The organism is Flexivirga sp. B27 (assembly GCF_052905685.1).
In genome coordinates, this window is the sequence record NZ_JBPYUM010000004.1 from 56833 (window position 1) to 75924 (window position 19092).

The 19092-nt window shown below is 68.7% G+C and carries 17 protein-coding genes and 1 pseudogene; 6 read left to right on the forward strand and 12 right to left on the reverse strand.

Annotated elements, in window-relative coordinates; genetic code table 11:
• Positions 1–11: 11 nt before the first annotated feature.
• From ACSZL9_RS15585 to ACSZL9_RS15595, 3 genes are all read right to left on the reverse strand, one after another.
• Complete coding sequence (locus ACSZL9_RS15585; RefSeq protein ID WP_446666434.1) at positions 12–464, reverse strand: MarR family winged helix-turn-helix transcriptional regulator; 453 nt, start codon at positions 462–464, stop codon at positions 12–14.
• 159 nt (positions 465–623) lie between these two features.
• Positions 624–1517 (reverse strand): N-acetylmuramic acid 6-phosphate etherase, encoded by an 894-nt coding sequence (murQ, locus tag ACSZL9_RS15590; RefSeq protein ID WP_446666435.1) that lies wholly within the window; start codon positions 1515–1517, stop codon positions 624–626.
• A 4-nt stretch (positions 1518–1521) separates the two neighbouring features.
• Positions 1522–2457: a MurR/RpiR family transcriptional regulator gene (locus tag ACSZL9_RS15595; RefSeq protein ID WP_446666436.1), complete on the reverse strand. Its 936-nt coding sequence runs from the start codon at positions 2455–2457 to the stop codon at positions 1522–1524.
• 283 nt (positions 2458–2740) lie between these two features.
• Between ACSZL9_RS15595 and ACSZL9_RS15600 the strand changes: the two genes are divergently transcribed.
• Both ACSZL9_RS15600 and ACSZL9_RS15605 read left to right on the forward strand, forming a co-directional pair.
• Complete coding sequence (locus ACSZL9_RS15600) at positions 2741–3961, forward strand: anhydro-N-acetylmuramic acid kinase (RefSeq protein WP_446666437.1); 1221 nt, start codon at positions 2741–2743, stop codon at positions 3959–3961.
• Positions 3962–3965: 4 nt separating this feature from the next.
• Positions 3966–4571 carry a nitroreductase family protein gene (locus tag ACSZL9_RS15605; protein WP_446666438.1) on the forward strand — a complete coding sequence of 202 codons (606 nt, stop codon included), beginning with the start codon at positions 3966–3968 and terminating at the stop codon, positions 4569–4571.
• On the opposite strand, the gene ACSZL9_RS15610 is transcribed toward ACSZL9_RS15605, so the two are convergent.
• The 4 genes from ACSZL9_RS15610 to ACSZL9_RS15625 all read right to left on the reverse strand — a co-directional run bounded on the left by ACSZL9_RS15610 (position 4539) and on the right by ACSZL9_RS15625 (position 9570).
• Complete coding sequence (locus tag ACSZL9_RS15610) at positions 4539–5867, reverse strand: hypothetical protein (protein WP_446666439.1); 1329 nt, start codon at positions 5865–5867, stop codon at positions 4539–4541. The two genes, ACSZL9_RS15605 and ACSZL9_RS15610, sit on opposite strands and share 33 nt — an antisense overlap.
• Complete coding sequence (locus tag ACSZL9_RS15615) at positions 5867–6523, reverse strand: ABC transporter ATP-binding protein (RefSeq protein WP_446666440.1); 657 nt, start codon at positions 6521–6523, stop codon at positions 5867–5869. Before ACSZL9_RS15615 ends, ACSZL9_RS15610 begins: the two co-directional genes overlap by 1 nt.
• Positions 6520–7332, reverse strand: a complete 813-nt coding sequence (locus tag ACSZL9_RS15620) for a CPBP family intramembrane glutamic endopeptidase (RefSeq protein ID WP_446666441.1) — start codon at positions 7330–7332, stop codon at positions 6520–6522. The genes ACSZL9_RS15615 and ACSZL9_RS15620 overlap by 4 nt, the downstream gene beginning before the upstream one ends.
• Positions 7333–7407: 75 nt before the next feature.
• On the reverse strand, positions 7408–9570 hold the full coding sequence (locus tag ACSZL9_RS15625; RefSeq protein ID WP_446666442.1) for a sunset domain-containing protein: 2163 nt from the start codon (positions 9568–9570) through the stop codon (positions 7408–7410).
• A gap of 98 nt (positions 9571–9668) precedes the next feature.
• Here ACSZL9_RS15625 and ACSZL9_RS15630 point away from each other — a divergent pair, with 98 nt between their 5' ends.
• Positions 9669–11261: an amidohydrolase gene (locus ACSZL9_RS15630; RefSeq protein WP_446666443.1), complete on the forward strand. Its 1593-nt coding sequence runs from the start codon at positions 9669–9671 to the stop codon at positions 11259–11261.
• On the opposite strand, the gene ACSZL9_RS15635 is transcribed toward ACSZL9_RS15630, so the two are convergent.
• Positions 11258–11947 carry an MOSC domain-containing protein gene (locus ACSZL9_RS15635; protein WP_446666444.1) on the reverse strand — a complete coding sequence of 230 codons (690 nt, stop codon included), beginning with the start codon at positions 11945–11947 and terminating at the stop codon, positions 11258–11260. The two genes, ACSZL9_RS15630 and ACSZL9_RS15635, sit on opposite strands and share 4 nt — an antisense overlap.
• A gap of 35 nt (positions 11948–11982) precedes the next feature.
• Positions 11983–13305 carry a DUF222 domain-containing protein gene (locus ACSZL9_RS15640; protein ID WP_446666445.1) on the reverse strand — a complete coding sequence of 441 codons (1323 nt, stop codon included), beginning with the start codon at positions 13303–13305 and terminating at the stop codon, positions 11983–11985.
• Positions 13306–13498: 193 nt separating this feature from the next.
• Here ACSZL9_RS15640 and ACSZL9_RS15645 point away from each other — a divergent pair.
• Positions 13499–13639: pseudogene (locus tag ACSZL9_RS15645) on the forward strand (GrpB family protein); the annotation flags it as partial.
• 261 nt (positions 13640–13900) lie between these two features.
• Here ACSZL9_RS15645 and ACSZL9_RS15650 read toward each other — a convergent pair.
• Both ACSZL9_RS15650 and ACSZL9_RS15655 read right to left on the reverse strand, forming a co-directional pair.
• Entirely contained in the window at positions 13901–14410 is a 510-nt protein-coding gene (locus ACSZL9_RS15650; protein ID WP_446666446.1) for a GNAT family N-acetyltransferase, read from the reverse strand.
• Between the two features lie 28 nt (positions 14411–14438).
• Complete coding sequence (locus tag ACSZL9_RS15655) at positions 14439–15860, reverse strand: amidase (protein WP_446666447.1); 1422 nt, start codon at positions 15858–15860, stop codon at positions 14439–14441.
• Between the two features lie 120 nt (positions 15861–15980).
• Between ACSZL9_RS15655 and ACSZL9_RS15660 the strand changes: the two genes are divergently transcribed.
• Both ACSZL9_RS15660 and ACSZL9_RS15665 read left to right on the forward strand, forming a co-directional pair.
• Positions 15981–16427 (forward strand): hypothetical protein, encoded by a 447-nt coding sequence (locus tag ACSZL9_RS15660; RefSeq protein WP_446666448.1) that lies wholly within the window; start codon positions 15981–15983, stop codon positions 16425–16427.
• Positions 16428–16480: 53 nt separating this feature from the next.
• Positions 16481–17257, forward strand: a complete 777-nt coding sequence (locus ACSZL9_RS15665) for an ABC transporter ATP-binding protein (protein ID WP_446666449.1) — start codon at positions 16481–16483, stop codon at positions 17255–17257.
• A gap of 58 nt (positions 17258–17315) precedes the next feature.
• Here the strand turns inward: ACSZL9_RS15665 and ACSZL9_RS15670 are convergent, their stop codons facing one another.
• Positions 17316–19082: an ABC transporter substrate-binding protein gene (locus tag ACSZL9_RS15670; protein ID WP_446666450.1), complete on the reverse strand. Its 1767-nt coding sequence runs from the start codon at positions 19080–19082 to the stop codon at positions 17316–17318.
• Positions 19083–19092 lie beyond the last annotated feature (10 nt).

Below are 19092 nucleotides of genomic sequence, written 5' to 3' on the forward strand. Positions count from 1 at the left end.
CCCGCGGGGGACTACTGGTCATCGTCGTCCGGGTGAACTATCCGCAGGATGATCTCGGTCGCGCTGCGCAGCGCCACCCGCTCCTGCTCGCTCAACCGCGCGACCTCGGGCGCCAGCGCCGCCGCACGCGAAGCGCGCAACTGCTCCAGCTGGGTGCGACCCTCGACGGTCAGATCGATCAGCGCGACCCGCGCGTCACTGGGGTCGGTGGACCGGCTGGCCCACCCGGCGGCCTCCAGCCGCTGCACCTGGGTGGTCATGGTCGGCTGGCTGCAGTGGTCGGCGTTGGCCAACTCACCGATGCGCGCCGGGCCGAGCTCGTCGATCAGCGAGAGCAACCTGGCCTGCGCGGGTGGGATCGGGAGCTCGGCATGCCGGGTCGCCCACCGATTGAGGCGCGCCACTGCGCTGAGCAATCTGGCGCCTTCGGGAACGACGGACTCACCAGCGGATTCGGGCTGCATGGGCGAATGGTAAATAGCATTTCTATGTGTCGTCAACCCGCCGGAAGCGGTTGCTCCGCGGCGGTCGGGTAATCGGTCAACGACCCGGAAGCCGAAATCGATCCCGGCGCGCGTATGCCGTGCAGTATGCCGTGAACCGCGCCGCTCAGCGGCCGATCCTCAGCGGCCGATCGCCGTCGCGACGCTCCCGCTGCCCTCGTCCAGCAACTTCGCTGCCGCCGTGGCGTCGACACCGGCCAGCAGCATCACCACGGCGACCTTGGTGCGTCCGTCGGCCGCGGTCAGTGCACGCGCCGCAGTCTGCTCGTCCGAGTCGGTCGCCGCGGCGACGATCCGGCCGGCGCGGTCGACAAGCTTGTCGTTGGTGGGTCGCATGTCGACCATGAAGTTGCCGAAGGTCTTGCCGATGCGCACCATCGCCCCGGTCGACAGCATGTTGCAGACCATCTTCTGGGCGGTGCCGGCCTTCAGCCGCGTCGACCCGGTCAGCACCTCCGGCCCGGTGGCGACCTCGATCGCGATGTTCGCCTCGCGACCGATGACCGACCCGACGTTGCAGGCCAGGGCGACCGTCTGGGCGCCCCGCTCGTCCGCGCGCCGCAGCCCTGCCACGACGTATGGCGTCCGCCCGCTCGCCGCGATGCCGACGACCGTGTCGTTGGGTCCGACCTGCATTCCGTCGATGTCGGCTGCCGCGGTCTCGGTGTCGTCCTCGGCCCCCTCGACCGCCTCGACGAACGCCCACCGGCCGCCGGCGAGCAGCGCGGTCACCTGGTTCTCGTCGGTGTCGAACGTGGGCGGGCACTCGACGGCGTCGAGCAGCCCGAGCCGTCCGCTGGTGCCGGCCCCGACATAGATCAGTCGACCGCCGGCGCGCAGCGAGCTGGCGATCACCTCGACGGCCTTGGCGATCTCGGGCAGCACCCGGCGGACGGCCACGGCGACGGTCTGGTCCTCGTCATTCATCAACTCCAGCATCTGCTGGGTGTCCATCGCGTCGAGTCCGGCGCTGCGCGGGTTGCGCGCTTCGGTGGTGAGGTCACCTAGGTTCATCGATCTACTTTTTCCTTTTCGTTGCCGACTGCTTGCGATGCTTGATCGGCTGAGCCTCGCGGACCGCGTCGTGCGTGCGGGTCAGCGCCTCGGTGGTGGCCTCGAGGGACGAGCGGGCGACACCGACGAAGAGGAAATCGACGACGGCGAGTTGTGCGGTGCGGCTGGCCAGCGCCCCGGACCGGAAGGTCGTCTCCCGGGCGGCCGTGGTCAGCACGATGTCGGCGTGCTGGACGATCGGGGAGCCGGAGAAGTTGGTGACCGCGATGGTGGTCGCGCCGGTCTCCTTGGCTGCGGCGAGAGCCTCGACGACGTCCTGGGTGGCGCCGGAGTGCGAGATGCCGATGGCGACGACCGACGGGTCGAGCAGCACGGCCGAAGTCATCGCGGCGTGAAACTCCGTCCAGCAGAAGGCGATTCGGCCGGCCCGCATCAGTTTGTATTGCAGGTCGGTCCCGACCAGGCCGCTCGCGCCGATGCCGAAGATCTCCACGCGAGGAGCCCCGGCGACGGCTGCGATGGCCGCGTCCAACTGCGACAGGTCGAGGTGCTCGGCGGTCTCCTGCAGCGCGCGCACCTCGTGGTGCACGATCCCGGCCACGATGTCATCGGTCGTCTGCGCCTCGTCGAGGTCGGGCGGCGGTTTGCGGGTCGGCCCGCCCAGCGCGGACTCGCGGGCGGCGGCTCCGGCGAGCGCGAGCCGCAGGTGCGGATATCCGCTGAAGCCGACACTGTGGCTGAACCGTGCCACGGTCGCCACGGAAGTCGCCGCACGCTCGGCGAGTTCGGTGATCGACAGGTGCGCGGCCGCTGCCGGGTCACGCAGCACGACGTCGGCGACGCGATGCTCAGCGGGTTGTAGTTGGGGCAGCACCGAACGCATGCGCACGAGGACGTCTCGTGTGGGGTCTGCGGTCGAGTCACCTGTTCCGTGATCCATGACGTCCCTTTCCGACCTTCGGCTCCGACCTTCGGCGCGGGCGTCCCAAGGTGTTGGTTGCGAGTCAGGAAGTTGATTCCTGAACGACCAGGCTTCACTGTAACCATCGAGTGAAAACTTCGTGCCAGCTGCGCACCCTCGACCGTTAAAGATTGACATATTCTGACGGCGGCTTTGCGTGACACATAGTGAGCGCTTGCTCGGCGTTCCGGCCACGCAACGCCACAAGATGCGCATTGTCTGCCAGTCGCCTGGGAAAAGGCTCCATATTGCAGGAGGTTCGATGATCGTCGTCGGCTGCATCTCCGGCACGTCGGTCGACGGCATCGACGTCGCCGTCGCGGACCTCGCCGGCGCGGCCGATGGTGACCTGACGCTGCGGCCGTTGGGCGCCCGGACACACCCCTGGTCGACGTCCACCCGCGACGGGCTGCTCGCGCTGCTGCCTCCCGCCGCGACCACCACCGCCGACGTATGCCGCCTCGACATCCTCGCCGGCCGGGAGATCGCCGACGCGGTGCAGGCAGCGATCGACGACTTCGCCGGCGGCACGGCCGATCTGGTGGTGAGCCATGGGCAGACCGTCTTCCACTGGGTCGAGGACGGAGTCGCCCGCGGCGGTCTCCAGCTCGGTCAACCGGCGGCGATCGTCGAACGCACCGGTCTGCCGGTCGTCAGTGATGTCCGCAGTCGTGACATCGCCGCCGGCGGGCAGGGCGCTCCGCTGGCCGGGACCCTGGATCTGCTGCTGCTGCTTGCGGGTCGAGTAGGGCGAGGAACGAGCCCGTATCGAGACCAGCGAAGCGCGGCTGCTCTCCTCAACCTGGGCGGCATCGCCAACGTCACCGTCGTGTCGCCGCACGGGACCGCCGCATTCGACACCGGTCCGGCCAACTGCCTCATCGACGCGGCAGTCTCCGCGGCCACCTCCGGTGCTCGGGCGTATGACGCCGACGGCCGCCTCGCGTCCTCCGGCTCCGTCGACAGGCGCCTGCTGACCCGGTTGCTGAAGGAGCCCTACTACGCCCTTCCCGCACCGAAATCGACCGGGCGGGAGCTGTTCACGACCGACTATCTCGACGCGTTCGGCGATCGACCGACCTCCGTGGTCGGGCTCGCCGACTTGGTCGCGACACTGACCGAGCTGACCGCAGTGACGGTGGCCGACGCGCTGCGCCCCTACGGCGTGACGGAGGTCTACGGCTCCGGCGGGGGCATGCGCAACCCGGTGCTGCGGGAGCGGCTCGCCGCGCAGCTCGCACCCGCCCAGCTTGCGTCCACCGACCAGCTCGGCCTACCGATCGACGACAAGGAGGGCTACCTGATGGCGTTGATCGGCTACCTGACGTGGCACGGCATCCCCGGTGTGCTGGCCGACGCCGACGGCCGCGCTCTGACCGGCGCGACCACCCCGCGGGTGCTGGGTCGGATCAGCCCGGGGGACAAGCCGTTGCGGCTGCCGGACCCTGGCGCCATACCGCGCAGTCTGCGCGTGGTGGACTGATCGGGTGACCGAGCCGGAGCCACTGCACCCGCTGCTGCGACAGCGGTGGAGCCCGCAGGACTTCCGCACCGACCATGAGCTGGACCCGGTCGCGGTCGCCACGCTCCTGGAGGCCGCCCGTTGGGCGCCGTCCGCCGGCAACTCGCAGCCGTGGGCGTTCGTCGCCGCCCGGCGCGGGGACGATATGCACCAGCGGCTGGTCCCCAACCTGCTCGGCGGGGCGCGTCGCTGGGGTCCGCGTGCCAGCCTGCTGCTGGTCAACCTGTGTCATCGGTATGTCGACGAATCCGACTACGAATACTCCGAATTCGCGATGTATGACCTCGGTCAGGCAGTCGCCCACCTCACTGTGCAGGCACAGGCGCAGGGCCTGTCCGTGCGGCAGTTCCGCAGCTTCGACAGGGACGCGATCGAGGACCTGCTGACCGTCGCACCGGGGTGGCAGGTCGCCACGATGGCCGCCGTCGGCGTGCCTCCGGCGACGCCCGCGCCATACGCCGCGAAGTTCCCGGACGGGCAGGTCCTGCCGCGTGCCCGGCGCGACCTGTCCTCCGTGCAGACAGAAGGGCGCGCGGGCTCAGTCGACCCGGGCGGGCGCGAAAGCCGCTGAGCTGCGGGCATATCCGATCGCAGCCACGGCCGCACCCGCGATCACCGCGGTGCTGGCGCCGAGGGTTGCCGCGAACGCACCGGCGAGCACGACGATGCCCGGGTGCATGGCCCAGAGCACGCCACCGCCGCGGCCGGGACCGGACATGAAGATGCCCGGCGCCGGGCCCTTGTGCGCATAGAGCAGCTGTCCGCCGGCGATCAGCAACACCACTGCCACACCGTATGGCGCTGCGTCCGCACCGCTGCCCGTCGCCAGCCCGACGACCGTGACCAGGACGAACTGCACGACCGCCAGCGGCGCCAGGTGCAGCACGGCCTCGTGCGTCCAGGTCAGTCCGAGCAGCGACTGGTCACCAGCTGCAGCGGCCTGCCCCTGCAGGCCGCGGGTGAGACCGGCCGCGCCGATATGGCTGAGCACCACCAGGATCGGCAGCAGCAGCGGTGAGTCGGCGTGCTGGACGGCGTTGAGCCCGGTCAGCGCCACGGCGACGCACTCGAGCACGACCCAGCCGAGCGAGGACCAGCCGGTGCGCAGCAGCCCCGTCACGTCGGCGAGGATCACCGTCAGGTGTGGTCCGGCCACGCGGATCCGGGCCGGCTTGTGTCGCAGCTTCAGCGAGAAGGCCTGGGCGCGAGCACGTCTGGTGTCCGACACGATGAGTGAGGACGTGACCGCCTCGGACAGCAGCGACTGCCGCAGCATGTCCGGGCCGGGCAGTGCCTCCACGAGGGGCCAGCTCGCCATACCGCCGAGGGGTGCGTGGCCACGCACCTGCCCGCGCAGCCAGCTCTGGATGATCAGCAGGCCGCCCAGCAGGCCGAGCACGATGCCGACCGCCAGCGAGACCGCCGAGCCGCCGGCCATGGTGAAGCCGATCGGGATCGCGACGCCGAGACACAGGCAGGACGTCATCACCATCAGCTGGCTGCCGCGCCACGAGTCGCGCAGGGTCAATCGTCTGGGCAGGTCTGTGCCCACAACGAATTCGATGTGCCCGGGCTCCGGCAACACCGGTCCGCGAGCGCCGCCCACCTTGAACGCCACGGCTGCCACCATGAGTATGACGAGCACGGCGACTCCGACAGCACCGATCGGCTGCTGCTCGATCCAGCGCAGCACACCAGGCCATTCCTCGAAGACGTAGTGCGCCAGCACGGAGCCGTAGACAGTGCCGACGAGCGCGGCGAGGTAGGCGCCGAAGAGCGCGGACGACATCGGGCCGCCCTCGCCGCGGTAGCGCAATTCGTAGGCGTCCGAAAGGCGTTCGCGCTCCTCCTTGGTGGCCTTGGGCATCAGGCGCCCTGCGGGAAGTGGACGGTGCGGGTCGCGGTGGACTTGGCCAGCTCCTTGTCGTGGCAGACCCAGACGACCGACCCGCCGTCGGCGACGCGCTCGCGCAGCACCTCACCCAACAGGGCACGGCGGCCTTCGTCCAACCGCTGCTCCGGCTCGTCCAGCACCAGCAGTGCCGACGGTCGCAGCAACACCATCGCCAGCTCGACGAGTTGCCTTTGACCGGAGGACAGCTCGGCCAGGAAGCGATTGCCGAAGCGCATGATGTCCAGACGGTTGAGCACGGCCGCGATGCGCTCGCCGGCGCCGTCGCGGTCACCGCCCCAGGTCTGGTCGATCAGGATCAGGTGGTCGGCGACGGTGAGGTCGCGGTAGCCGGCGACCGGACCGATGAGCGGCGCGATGATCCGCCGGGTCGCCGGGTCGCGCTCGTCGATCGGCTGGCCGTTGAGCGTGACGCTGCCGGACGTGGGCGCCAGGTTGCCCGACAGCACCCGCAGGAACGTCGTCTTGCCGGCGCCGTTCTCACCCAGGATCGCAATGTTCTCACCGGATTTCACGGTCAGCGAGGTCGGCGGCAGCATCGTCACCTCGCCCTGGACGCAGCTGACCTTGTCGACCTTGATCCGGTCGAACGTGGGTGCGGTGGCCGTCATTGCAGCCACCCCAGGTGGTCGTGCAGCAGCGCGTAGCCGACGAAGGCGACCGCGTCGAGGGTCGCGTGGGTGATGATCAACGGGAGCACTCTCCTGGTGCGTAGATAGACGGTGCCGAGGATCAGCCCCATCGCGATGTTGCCGACGAATCCGCCGAACCCTTGGTAGAGGTGATAGCTGCCGCGTACGACGGCCGACACCACGATCACCACCGGCAGCTTCCAGCCGGCCTGACTCCACCGGGTGTAGAGGTAGCCGACCATGACGACCTCTTCGAGGATGGCGTTCTGCGCCGCGGACAGCAGCAGCACCGGCGCCGCCCACCAGTGGCTGCCGAGGTCGGCAGCGACCACGGTGGTGTTGAAGCCGAGGTCGCGCGCCGCGACATACAGCAGCAGGCCGGGCACGCCGACCCCGACGAAAGTGCACAGGCCCCAGGCGATGTCGTGGACCGGGCGGGTGTGGTCGATGCCGAGAAAGCTTGCCGGGCGCCGGACCTCGCGGCCGAGCAGGTGGATCGCCAGCAGCGCGGGCACGACTCCGAGCCCGACACCGACCAGTTGATAGGTCAGGTCGAGCCAGGACTGGCTGGCCTGCGAGTTGTTCAGCGACGACGTCTGCTGGTTGAGCGCCGTCGTGGACTGCAGCATCTTGATGATCGACAGGATCGAGTAGATCGCCGACGATCCGAGGCTGAGCAACAGCAGTAGGACGGTTTCGGTGATCAGCGTGCGCGGCGGGAGCTTCGTGGCGGGCACGTTGAGCGGTCCGCGCCACAACGTGCGGAGTTCACGCGTCAGGGCCGTCACCCGGCCATATAACCACCCGACCCTGGGTCGGCGCAGGTCGCGCCGCCCAGGGTCGGGTGTGGGGAGAGCCGGGGATTACCGCTTGCGGTGGTCCCAGTGCTTGAAGCCGGCCTTCTTCGCGGCTTCCTCGTCGGTGAACCACACCTCGGCCTCGGTCCGGTCGAAGTGCGGGCTGTCGGACGTGTGGAACATCATCGAGTCGGCGTTGCCCTTGATCGTATGCCGCTCGGACGGCGCACTGCCGTCCTCACGCGGGGAGGCAGCGCCGTCTCCGAACTGCGCCCGGATCGGGTCATCATCCGCAGTGTCCGGCGCTGCAGTGCCGGACGTTGCGGTGTCGGGTGTTGCAGCGTCGGCTGGTGCTCCGGCTGCGGGCTGCTGCCCGGCTGCACCGGATGCGTCGTGACCCGTAGCGGAAGTTCCGGTCAGGCCGGTCACTGCCGGACCCGTGTGGCTGGTGCCCACGGTGTATGACGTGCCACCGTCACTCGACGCCGCGCCGGCCGAACCGGCCGCCGACTGACCAGCCGACTCACCAGCAACCGACTCACCAGCAGCAGGCGAGCCCGCAGCGGAGGCGCCGGCATCGGTGGACGCTGCGCGTGCGGCGGCGTCCGTCGAGCCGGAACCTGAACCCGCTGCGGCAGCACCGGCAACACCCGCACCGGCAACACCGGCGCCCGCTGCGCCGCCACCCGAAGCCGCCCCACCACGCTTGTCCCTGTTCCAGTGGGCGAACCCTGCGGAGGTCGCGGCGCCCTCGTCGCGGAACCAGACCGCGGCGCTCGTCGCGTCATACCGCGGGCTGTCCGGGGTGTGGAAGAGCATCGAGTCGGCGTTGCCCTTGATGGAGTAGCCGTCCGGGGCAGAGCCGTCCGACTTCGGCGATGCTGCACCGTCACCGAACCGCTCGGTCATCGGGTCCTTCGACGAGGCTGCGCCCGCGTCGCCGGACGAGCCGGCAGCCGAAGCACCTGCAGCCGAAGCACCTGCAGCAGCCGCGCCACCGGCAGCGGCGCCGCCCACGGCATACCCGACTGTCTCGCCGCCGCCGTCTCCGGCAGTGGCACCAGCGGTGCCAGCGGTGCCAGCGGTGGTGTCAGCCGTGGGGTCACCGACCGTCGGTGCTGCCGGTGCACTGGACTGGCTCGCCTCGGTCGCCGCGGATGAGGCGCCCGCGGTGGGTGCCGCGTCGGCGCCGGTCGGGCCGCCGACTCCGGGTGCGCCGCCCACGGTCTGGGCGTCACCGCCCAGGTTGGCACCGCTGACGTCCTGCGCGTCGGACACCTTCTGCGGCTCGGCAACTGCGGCGGTGCCAGCCTCGTCGGTGCTGCCCTTGTCGGCGTCGCTGACTGTGTCGGTCTTGTCGTCGTCATCCCGCGATGCGGCATACGCAGCGGCACCACCACCGACAGCCGCTGCACCACCGGCGGCCGCGTAGGCCGCACCATGTCCGCCGGCAGAGTCACCCGCCGAATCGGCTGAGGACTCAGCACCTTCCGGCGTGATCGTGCCCGCAGCCGGACGCTGCACGTCAGTGTCCTGCAGCTCGTTGTCGTCGTGCCGCGTCGAAGCCGCGGCGTTGTCCTGCGACGCGTCCGCAGCGTGTGCGCCGCCAGCCTGCCGAGCACTTGAACCATCGGGCGACTCGGCGGTGTCGACCGCGTCGTGCACGTCGTAGAACTCACCTTCGCCGTCGGCCGGCAGCGTGTCTCCGGTCGTGCCGGCAGCAGCCGTGTCCGTGGCTGTCTTGTCCGTGGCTGCCCTGTCATTGCCCGCGCTGTGCCGCCCGCCGGAGGAATCTGCAGCAGCCTTGTCGTCGGCGCTCGTCTCGGCGCCACGCTCGTCGGACGCAGCCTTGTCAGTCCCGGTCTTGTCAGTCCCGGTCTTGTCAGCCCCGGTCTTGTCTGTCCCGGTCTTGTCAGCGCCGGACCGGTCAGCCGCACTCTTGTCGCCGGCCCGGTCCGAGTCGTCATCACCACGCGACGCCGCGACAGCGGCTCCGCCTGCGACGGCTGCACCACCTGCAGCAGCACCGGCGGCGGCCTTGCCGCCGGAGCCTCTGTCTGCACTCGCGCGGTCAGCCGGCTTCGAGTCCGCTCGATCGTCGCCGGACGCGTGCCGCCCGACCTGGCCCTGGCGTTCGGCGGAGGCGCCCTTCGAACCCCTCCCCCGGACCAAGAACCAGATGATCAGCGCGATGATGATGATCGCGATGATGATCCATACCCACACCATTTTGACCGACTCCTTCCATGGAGAACGTCGACGGATGACGGCATCCGGCGTGGATACCGATCACCATTCCACTCCTATCCCTCCCTAAGCTGGCCGCCGTGTCAACACTCTTCCGTCATCCGCGCGTCTTCACCGGCGACCCTGAGCAGCCCTATGTGACTGGAATCCTGGTCGATCACGACCGCATCATCGGCATCGGAGAAAGTGCGCAGATCGCTGCGGAACACGCCCCGTCGACAGTCGTCGACCTGCCCGGGGCACTCGTGTTGCCCGGCATGCACGACGCGCACATCCACACCGCAGGCATCGCGCGCTCGCTCGTCGCGGTCGATCTGCGCACGGCCACTTCATTGCCGGATGCCCTCGAGCGCGTCCGTGAGCACGCGCAGGCGCTGCCCGCCGGATCGTGGATCTTCGGCGGCCGCTGGGACAGCAACAAGTGGGAGCACCCGGTGCAGCCCACGGCTGCCGATCTCGACACCGTCAGCGGTGATCACGCGATCGCGTTGTCCAGCATCGACGGGCACACCATGTGGGCCAATTCGGAAGCGTTGCGCCGGGCTGGCATCACCGCGTCCTGGCCGGACCCGCCCGGCGGTATGGCGGTGCGCGACCCGCAGGGCAACCCGACCGGCATCCTGCGCGAGTCCGCCCAAGACCCGATCGGTGATGTTGCCGCCGGGCCGGACTCCGGTGACCTGCGCGAGTTGCTGAAGGCAGCACAGACGCACCTGTTGTCGGTCGGGCTGACGGCCGTGACGGACCTCAACGGCGAGGAGGCGCGAGCGGCATACCTCTCGATGCACGAGGCGGGCGAGCTGTCGATCCGCGTCGTCAAGGGCATCCCGATGGAGGCACTCGACCTGGCCATCGGCGAAGGGCGACGCACCGGCGACGGGGACGATTGGCTGCGCGTCGGGCCGGTGAAGCTCTTCAGCGACGGAGCGTTGGGCTCCCGGACCTGTCACATGAGCCGCGGTTTCGCCGACGATGCCACGAACCTCGGCATGGCGGTCATGACCGAGCAGCAGATGTATGCCGCCGGCCGCGCCGCCGTCGATGCCGGCATCGCTGTCGCGACGCACGCGATCGGTGACCAGGCGTGTCACGTGGTGCTGGATGTCTACGAACGGCTTCGCCGCGACACCGGCACGACGCTGCCGCTCAGCATCGAGCACACGCAATATCTGCAGCCCGATGACGTGGCGCGTCTGCACATGTGGGGCATCACCGCGTCGATGCAGCCGACACACTGCACCAGCGACATCGACCTGGTCCGCGCGCTGCTGCCCGACCATGATCTGGTCGCCTACGGCTGGCGCAGTGTGCTGGACTCCGGCGCCGATCTCGCGCTGGGCTCGGATGCTCCGGTCGAGGAGGCGAATCCGTTCCACGGCATACATGCCGCGGTGACCCGTCAGCGCGGTGACGGCACACCCGACGGAGGCTTCCAGCCGAACGAGCGCATCACTGTCGCCGAGGCCATCGCCGGCTACACGACCGGGCCGGCCAAGCTCACCGGCACCGCAGACCGGCGCGGCACGCTGACCGCCGGCATGCTCGCCGACTTCATCGCCGTCGACACAGACATCACCGACCCGGCGATCCTGGCCGACGAGCCGCTGCGGATCCGCAACACGCAAGTGCTGCAGACCGTTGTCGGCGGCGAAACCCGTTGGCAGCAGGGTTAGTTCGCGACCACGGTGTCACCCACGCTGACGACACCCGTGGTGATGACGTCGGCATACGCACCCAGGAGCAGGTCTCGCTCCTGCGCCAGCGGGCGGAGCAACTCGCCGTCGACCCGAGCTCCGTCCTGGTCGATGTCGATCATCCTGCACCTTGGAATGCGCTCGACCACGCGGAGCGTGGCGTCGCCGATCGAGACTCGGCTTCCCATCCAGCGCTCTTCGACGAACGGTTCGTCCGAGGCGAAGACGATGTTCACGCGCAACCGGCGCGAGTCCGGCACAACACCCCATCGATCAGCGCACCATTCCAAAGTGGCGGTGCCGACGAGTGAGACCGCGCCCATGTCCTGGTGAGACACCGCCGTCTCGGGCGTGACCCGCACTGCGGCGTCCATCGCCTGACTGAGCTCATCGTCCAGGGCGGGGTCCCCGACTTCCCACCGTGCCGGCCCTCTGGACACGAGCACGTCACCGGAGTGAGTCGTGCTGGCCGCGTATGCGAACACCTCGTCCCGTCTGCGGAACCGCCGGGTGCTCTTGCCGGAGGCGAAGCGTCCTTCCTCGTCCTCGACGGCATACCAGCGGTCACCGACCACCCCGCGCTCATCGAGTGCGACGGTGCTGAGCGGCTCGCCGCCCATCGACTTGACCGGATAGCGGCGCAGCGAAACGACTTCAAGGTCCACCTCCCGAACGGTATCCCCGTGGGACTGGGCTCGGGCTAGCCATCCCCTCGGTCGCGCGCCCCAGAGTGGAACGTCCAGGTGATGTCCATCAGGGTGCGTTCGACGTGCGATCGGGTCGGCGGTGGCATGCCCGGCGGGCCGGGTGGGTGGCTGGTCGCGACCAGTCCGCCTGTCGAAGTGGTCGCGCCGGTGGCATCGCCCGCCACGTCGTGGTCGGGGTGCTCTTCGACGTAGTTGCACCGCTCGCAGAGCCCCTGAGCGTTGCGCTCGGAAGTCGGGCCGCCGTCGGCATACCGGGTGATGTGGTCGATGTGCCGAATCGGCGCGGAGCAGAACGGTGTTCGGCAGGTCTGGTCGCGCAGTTTGATGAACTTCGCAAGTAACCCGGTGAAGGTGCGGGACCGCGACTCCATGCCGACCAGGTCGCCGGAACCCGGGAAGGTGAACAGGCGCCGCACCTTGGCCTGCTGCTCGGGGTCGGCCACCCACTCGCGGGCAAGGTCTGCGGGGATCGGACCGTAGTCGGGCACGTATGCCGGGACGTCGCCGATCAGACTGTCGATCGGCATCACCAGGTTGACCTCGACGTCCGGCCCCTCGGCCGGGCTGCGGCCGGTGACGCGCTCGACGAGCGTGTCGGCCATCACCTGACCGCGCGGATGCTCAGGAGTAGCAGTGGCTTTCGCGGCCGCCTCCAACGCGCCGTAGCAGGCGACGCCGTCCTTGACCGGGAGGAGCGCGGTCAGTCGCGTCATACAGTCGGGAGCCGGGCGCAGGGTGACCCGCCGCTCGGACTCGGCCCGCGCGCGACGGGCGGCGACTGCCTCCGGGTCCAGCCGATAGGCGTGTGCTCGTGCCGTGGCGACCAGCCGCTGGTGGCTGACGGTGCCGAGCTCGTCGGCGACCTCGGCGTCCACGGCAGCGCGGTCCTCGCGTGACAGGCACGCGGTCTCGCGGCACAGCGCCGTGGCGTCCCACTCGGTGATGACCCCTGCGGCCAACGCCGCGCGCGTGTGCGGCATCTCCTCCGTCACCGCGTGCGCCAGGCCGAGCAGTCGCGAGCCCAGCTGGGGCGCACAGCGACGAGCCAGCGCGACCTGCGAGCCGACCATCCGGGCGGTGTCGGCCGCCTTGATGCCACGAGGAACATCCCGCTCGCGTTGACCCTCGTGCACCTGCACGGCCAGCCGCGCCTGCCGGGCCGACAGGGCGTTCTTGAGCTCCTCGCACGCCCGCAGCTCGGCGAGTGGGTCTGCGGTGCCGATCGCGTCGTCCAGTCGATCGTGGAACGAGCGCAGTGCAGCCACGTCGAGAACGTCACTCACGTTCTCGTTCACGTCTGACTGCATCTCGCTCATGTGTTCGATTGTTTCACGAATTTCACTGCAACACAACACTTTTCAGAGATAGATGTTATCCACATCCCCCCGTTTCCGTGTGCGTCGTGCACAGCCGGCGAATAGGGATGTGGACAACCCGCAGCCATTTCGCCGGCCGCGACGGGAGCCTTGAATCCTTACACTGCCGGGCGTGCCATTTCCCGATGAACTCATGCCGCACGGTGTGCAGGTCCACCCCTATCAGCAGGACTGGGCGGACCAGGCGCACGAACTCGCGATCCACTTGCGGGAGCTGGTGCCGGCCGCAGTCGTGATTGAGCACATCGGTTCCACCTCGATCCCGGGCATGAGCGCCAAGGACTGCCTCGACATGATGATCGTCGTCCCCGATCTGGACCCGGCGGCTGCGTGCGAATCCGCAGCAGACCGAAACCTGGGCACGGTTCAAGGTTGCAGCCGCACACGCTGCGAACGACCTGGCCGCGTACGGCTCAATCAAAGAACCGGCGTGGCGTCTCCTGATGGAACTGGCCGAGCAATGGGCGGCCCGAACGAAATGGGCACCTCCTCTCTCAGCACACTGACGTACGAGAGGGGACGCGGCGGAGGCGCGCTACAGCGCCAGACACTTCTCGAACAACGTCGCGCTGAGCCATGCACCGTCGAAATCTCGCCGACCGACCTCTCGGTACCCGAGGGCGCCGTAGAAGTCCCGCAGTCGCCGGTTGGACTCGACACAGTCCAGTCGCAGGACACTCACGCCTTCAGCGATCGCGCGGCGCTCCGCCCACGCGAGCAGCGAGGCACCACTTCCGGGCGCAGCCACCCGACGCTCGGTCATCAGTCCATGGACATAGCGCACACCGTCGGCGGCCCCGGGCCACACGTCGTGGTCGACGCAGAGATAGCGCAGCGCTCCGACGGTCACATCCGATGCGTCGACGCCGACGAACCATTCGCCCCGATCGACCTGCGCGGCAACCTGTGCGGGCGGCACCTCGCCGATGCCCCGTTGCTCGACCCCGAGATCGGCCAGCCACTTCTCACAGCCCAACCGCATCGCAAGCAGTGCCGCAACATCAGCAGGCGTTGCAGCTCGGACATCAGCGACGGCAGAAATCACAGGCAGCACGATTTCACGGCAACAGGATTCAGTCCTGGATCCGCCGCCAGGGCTGTGCCTGCTCGATCTGCAACGCCAGCCGCAGCAGCAGCGACTCGGTGCCGTGGTTCGACGACAGCATCGCGCCGATCGGCAGCCCCTCGTCGGTGGCGCCAGCCGGCACGGAGATCGCCGGCCCACCGGTCGCGTTGTGCAGCGGCGTGAAGCCGGTGTAGTCGACCAGCCGGCGGAAGTGCTCGTCGGCCGGCAGGTCCGCGGCCAGATAACCGAGTTTGGGGGTGGTGTGCGACAACACCGGCGTGAGCACGACGTCGGGGCCCTTCGCAAAGGCCAGTCGCGACGCGGCGGAGGACGCGAGCAGCCGCCCGATGTAGACCGGCGCCTTCCAGAGCCGCTTCTTCGCCGACGAGGCGAGTCCCACGGTCAGCGGCTCGAGCTTGTCGGGGTCGAATCCGGCGCCCCACATCCGTGCACCGCCGGACCGTGCCGCCATCGCCAGGAAGTTCCAGTAGTCGATGAAGTCGTCCTTGAAGAACCCGGGGACCGGCACGTCATACGGCTCGACGTGGTGCCCCAGCGTCTCCAGCAACCGGCCGAGTGCCTCGACCGAGGACCGCGTCGCGTCGTCGGTGCGCGGCGCGACCGGCGAGTCGAGCATGATCCCGATCCGCAACGGGCGGTCGATCGGCCGGTCCACTCCCTCGATCGGGGCCAGCAAACGATTGCGGTGCACCCGCTGCGCCGCGAGGTAGAAATTCGCGACGTCACGCACCGACCGCGCGAGCACCGAGTCGGTCACCAGCCGGACCGGCATCGCCTCGCCGCCATCGGTCAGCCGCAACCTGCCGCGCGTCGGTTTCAGCCCGACCAGCCCGCACGCGGCGGCCGGGATCCGGATCGATCCGCCGCCGTCGTTGCCGTGCGCGATCGGCACCACGCCGGAAGCGACCCACGCGGCGGACCCGCCGGAGCTGCCGCCGCTGGAGTAGTCCAGGTGCCACGGGTTGTGCGTCTGGTCGGCCAGCGTCTCGGTCGTCGCCGTCCAGCCGAACTCCGGCATCGTCGTCGTGCCGATCGGAATGATCCCGGTCTGCAGATATTGCGCCGCGACCCGGCCGTCCTTGGCCTGCGGGGTCGGCGGTATGGCGGCCGACCCCTCTGTCATCGGCATACCGCCGACCTTGATGTTGTCCTTGAATGCCGCCGGCACACCTGCGAACTCGGCGTCACCCGGAGTCTTCGCCCGCTGTCGGGCTCGGTCGAAGTCGGTATGCCGCAGCGCGTGCAGCGACTCCTCAACCCTCTCAGCGCGCGCGATGGCAGCATCGACCGCCTCGGCGGCACTGATCGCGCCGTTGCGGATCTGCTCGGCCACCCCGGTGGCATCGAGGTCACCCAGAGCATCGTCGGTGAAGGCGTGGACTCGCGTGCTCGTCTCCTGATCACTCACTCGACCAACCTACTGGTGAGTCACTTACGTTGGCGATGGAACCGCGAACCGAGTCGTCGCGTCTCAAACGGCGCCGCCTCGGCGACCACACACTCGATCCCCCACCGAAATGGAGAACTCATGGCTCTGCGCGACAAGCTCGCCGGCCGGATGCAGCCCCTGCTACAGGACGGAGAGCAGGTGCACCACGTCTTCATGGTGCAGTCCGGCCCCAGCCCGTACTGGATGTTCCTGACGACATTCGTCGTCTTCATGAACCGCTACCACGTCGTCGCCGTGACGGATCGTGGCATCGTCGTGGCCCGCGCCCCGTGGTGGATGAACAGCAAGCCGAAGAAGGCGGTGGCCCGACTGCCACGCGACATCGTGCTCGGACCGGTGAGCGGCCTGTGGGGCGGACCGCTCTACCTGTCGCCCGACGGCAAGAAGTCGTGGGTCCACAAGCGCTTCCACAAGGACGTCGAAGCGGCCGACGCGCAGTTGCAGTCCAGTGGCCGCGCGGCCGTCGGCACTGCGCAGCAGCCGATCCCGCAGGAGGCGTTGGCACAGGTCACCATCGCCGACTGACCTACTGGCACGTCCTGCTTCCGGAATTTTGCGTCGTGCCACAGTTGACCACGATGACCGAGAACGCGCTCGACCTCCAAGACGTCGCCTTCATCCGCGACGGGAAGCGACTGCTGGACGAGATCACCCTGACCGTCGGACGCGGCGAGCACTGGGCCCTGATCGGGCCCAACGGAGCGGGCAAGAGCACGCTGCTGAACATCTGCGGCGGGGTGACCTTCCCCAGCCGCGGCAATGTGCGGATCCTCGGCGCGCAACTCGGCCGGGTGGACCTGCGTGACCTGCGCCGATCGATCGGCTTCGTCAACCCGCGGCACCCGTTGCGCTCCAACATGCGCGCTGCCGACATCGCGCTGACCGGTGAGACCGGCTCGATCGAGCTGGTGCCGCGCTGGACACCACCGGACCACGTGCGTGATCGGGCCGCGCTGTTGCTGAAGACGATGGGCGTCGAGGACGACCTGCGCTGGCACACCATGTCCCAGGGCGAGCGCGGGCGCGTGCTGATCGCCCGGGCGCTGATGACCGACCCGCCGCTGCTGCTGCTCGACGAGCCGTCGACCGGGCTCGACGTCGCCGCACGGGAGCAGATGATCCGCACCATCGCCGAGCTGCCGGAAGCGCACCCGCAGCTGACCAGCGTCATGGTCACCCATCACTTCGAGGAGCTGCCACCGTCGACGACGCACGCGGCGCTGCTGCGCGGCGGGCGGCTGGTGGCCGCCGGACCGGTCGATCGGGTGCTGACCACCGACCGGGTGACCGAATGCTTCGACCACCCGATCGAGATCGTCCGTCGCCGCGGTCGCTGGAGCGCGATCGCGGGCTGAAGCGGCGGCCGCGGATCCGGCGTGGCTGTGTCTTGCCGGACCCGCAGCCGCGTACGGGTCACTTCACCCAGATCTGCGACAGGCTGGGCATGCTGATCAACGGATTCATCACCACGTTCCCGATGTTCTTGCCGAAGGTCGCGGAGTTCATCGAGTAGTCGTCCGGGATCGACGGGAAGTACTTCGTCATCAGCTCCTTGTCCAGGGCCGCCCACTTCGGGGCCGCCTTGGCCGGGGGCAGTTGCCCGATCTTGGCCATCTCGGCGTTGACCTTGGCGTTCTTGAACTGCCCCACGGACAGCCCGTTGGGTATGCCGGCACCGTTGAACAGCACCGGGTAGACCGAGTCACCGGTCGGCCAGTCGTAGCACCAACCCGGCGTCCCCTGCCCCATGTTGACCGGGGCGGACGGGTCGGAGATCTTCTTCTCGTACTCGGCGGTGGACACCGGGATGTCCTTGACCTTGAAGCCCGCCTTCTCCAGCCCCGCCTTCTCGGCGTTGTTGGCGGCAACCTTCGTCGGCTTGTCGCTGACGTAGTAGTAGGACAGCTTGAAGCCGAGCTTGCCCGCCTTCTTCAAGATCGCCTTGGCCTTGGCAGGATCGCCGTTGCCCTGCCCGGTCGCATAGGGCAGCGGCGAATACTTCTTGAAGCCCTGCAGGCTGGGTGCGGCATACGTCGTCGCCGGCTGATAGCTCAGCGAGGATGCACCCGCTGCCTTGCGCATCTCGTTGAACGGCCACGCGTAGCCGATCGCCTTGCGGATGTTCAGCGGGATCTTGCGCGAGTCCAGCTCGTCGAAGAATTCACACGACGACGGCCCGAGCGCGAACTGGTCCTTCTGCGTGCCGGTCACCTTGTTCACCAGGGATGCGTCGATCGCGTCGATGTTGATGGTGTTCGCGCCGACTCCGCTGTTGGCCAGGATGCGCTGCTGGGACGGCAGGTCCTGGATCGAGAAGTTGATGTTGATCTTGTTCGGGTAGGCGTTGCGCACCGGGTCGGTCTTGGGGTCCCAGTACTTGTTCCGGGTCAGCACCATCTTCTGGCCCTTGGTGTAGTTCGCCACCTGGTAGGGGCCGGTCGTCAACGGGTGCAGCTGATACTTGCCCTTGGTGTCCGCGCTCTGCGGGATCGGACTGAACTCCGGGAACGACGCGAAGTAGTTGAACGACGGCATCTTCTTGGACAGGTGGAAGACCAGCGTGTTGCTGCCCTTGGTGGTCACGCCGGGGAACTTCGCGTGCGGCTGCCGGAACGGCCCCTTGTAGCTGCTGCCGCCCTTGAGGAACTCCATCTGGTAGTTGGTGCCGTTGGCCGCCACGCTCTCGGTCGCGAACGACCGCTTGATCGCATAGACGAAATCGGCCAGCTTGACCGGCTTGCCATTGGAGTACTTCAGGCCGGGCTTGATCTTGAAGGTCCAGGTCAGCCCGTCCGCCGACGGCTTGCCGACGCCCTCGGCCAGGTCGGGGACCAGCACCGGCTTGCCCTTGACGATCTTGTATTGCGTCAGCGTCCGGAAGAGATACTGCGTCGCGTAGGCGTTGGAGTCGATGTAGTAGATCCCCGACGGGTCCATCGTCGGCGGGTTCGAGCCGTCGTCGATGTTCAAGGTGCCGCCCTTCTTGGCGCCCGTGACCGCCGGCGCCGGGCCCTTGAGGTCCGGATTTGTCGCAGCGACAGCGGCTTTCGTCTGTTGGGCCGCTGCGGTGTTGCTCCCGCCCCCGCCGCTGCTGCTCGGGGATCCGCCGCTACTGCAAGCAGCAAGTGAGAGCGCGGCAGCACCTGAGGCTGTGAGAGCGGCCAATTTTGTCCAGCGCATGGTGATTCTC

What these genes read in the sequence shown, in the direction of transcription:
- ACSZL9_RS15595 (WP_446666436.1), bottom strand. Translation starts at nt 2,457, where the DNA reads ATGGATCACGGAACAGGTGACTCGACCGCAGACCCCACACGAGACGTC.
- ACSZL9_RS15670 (WP_446666450.1), bottom strand. Translation starts at nt 19,082, where the DNA reads ATGCGCTGGACAAAATTGGCCGCTCTCACAGCCTCAGGTGCTGCCGCG.
- ACSZL9_RS15610 (WP_446666439.1), bottom strand. Translation starts at nt 5,867, where the DNA reads ATGCCCAAGGCCACCAAGGAGGAGCGCGAACGCCTTTCGGACGCCTAC.
- ACSZL9_RS15615 (WP_446666440.1), bottom strand. Translation starts at nt 6,523, where the DNA reads ATGACGGCCACCGCACCCACGTTCGACCGGATCAAGGTCGACAAGGTC.
- ACSZL9_RS15625 (WP_446666442.1), bottom strand. Translation starts at nt 9,570, where the DNA reads ATGGTGTGGGTATGGATCATCATCGCGATCATCATCATCGCGCTGATC.
- ACSZL9_RS15640 (WP_446666445.1), bottom strand. Translation starts at nt 13,305, where the DNA reads ATGAGCGAGATGCAGTCAGACGTGAACGAGAACGTGAGTGACGTTCTC.
- ACSZL9_RS15600 (WP_446666437.1), top strand. Translation starts at nt 2,741, where the DNA reads ATGATCGTCGTCGGCTGCATCTCCGGCACGTCGGTCGACGGCATCGAC.
- murQ (WP_446666435.1), bottom strand. Translation starts at nt 1,517, where the DNA reads ATGAACCTAGGTGACCTCACCACCGAAGCGCGCAACCCGCGCAGCGCC.
- ACSZL9_RS15585 (WP_446666434.1), bottom strand. Translation starts at nt 464, where the DNA reads ATGCAGCCCGAATCCGCTGGTGAGTCCGTCGTTCCCGAAGGCGCCAGA.
- ACSZL9_RS15665 (WP_446666449.1), top strand. Translation starts at nt 16,481, where the DNA reads ATGACCGAGAACGCGCTCGACCTCCAAGACGTCGCCTTCATCCGCGAC.
- ACSZL9_RS15660 (WP_446666448.1), top strand. Translation starts at nt 15,981, where the DNA reads ATGGCTCTGCGCGACAAGCTCGCCGGCCGGATGCAGCCCCTGCTACAG.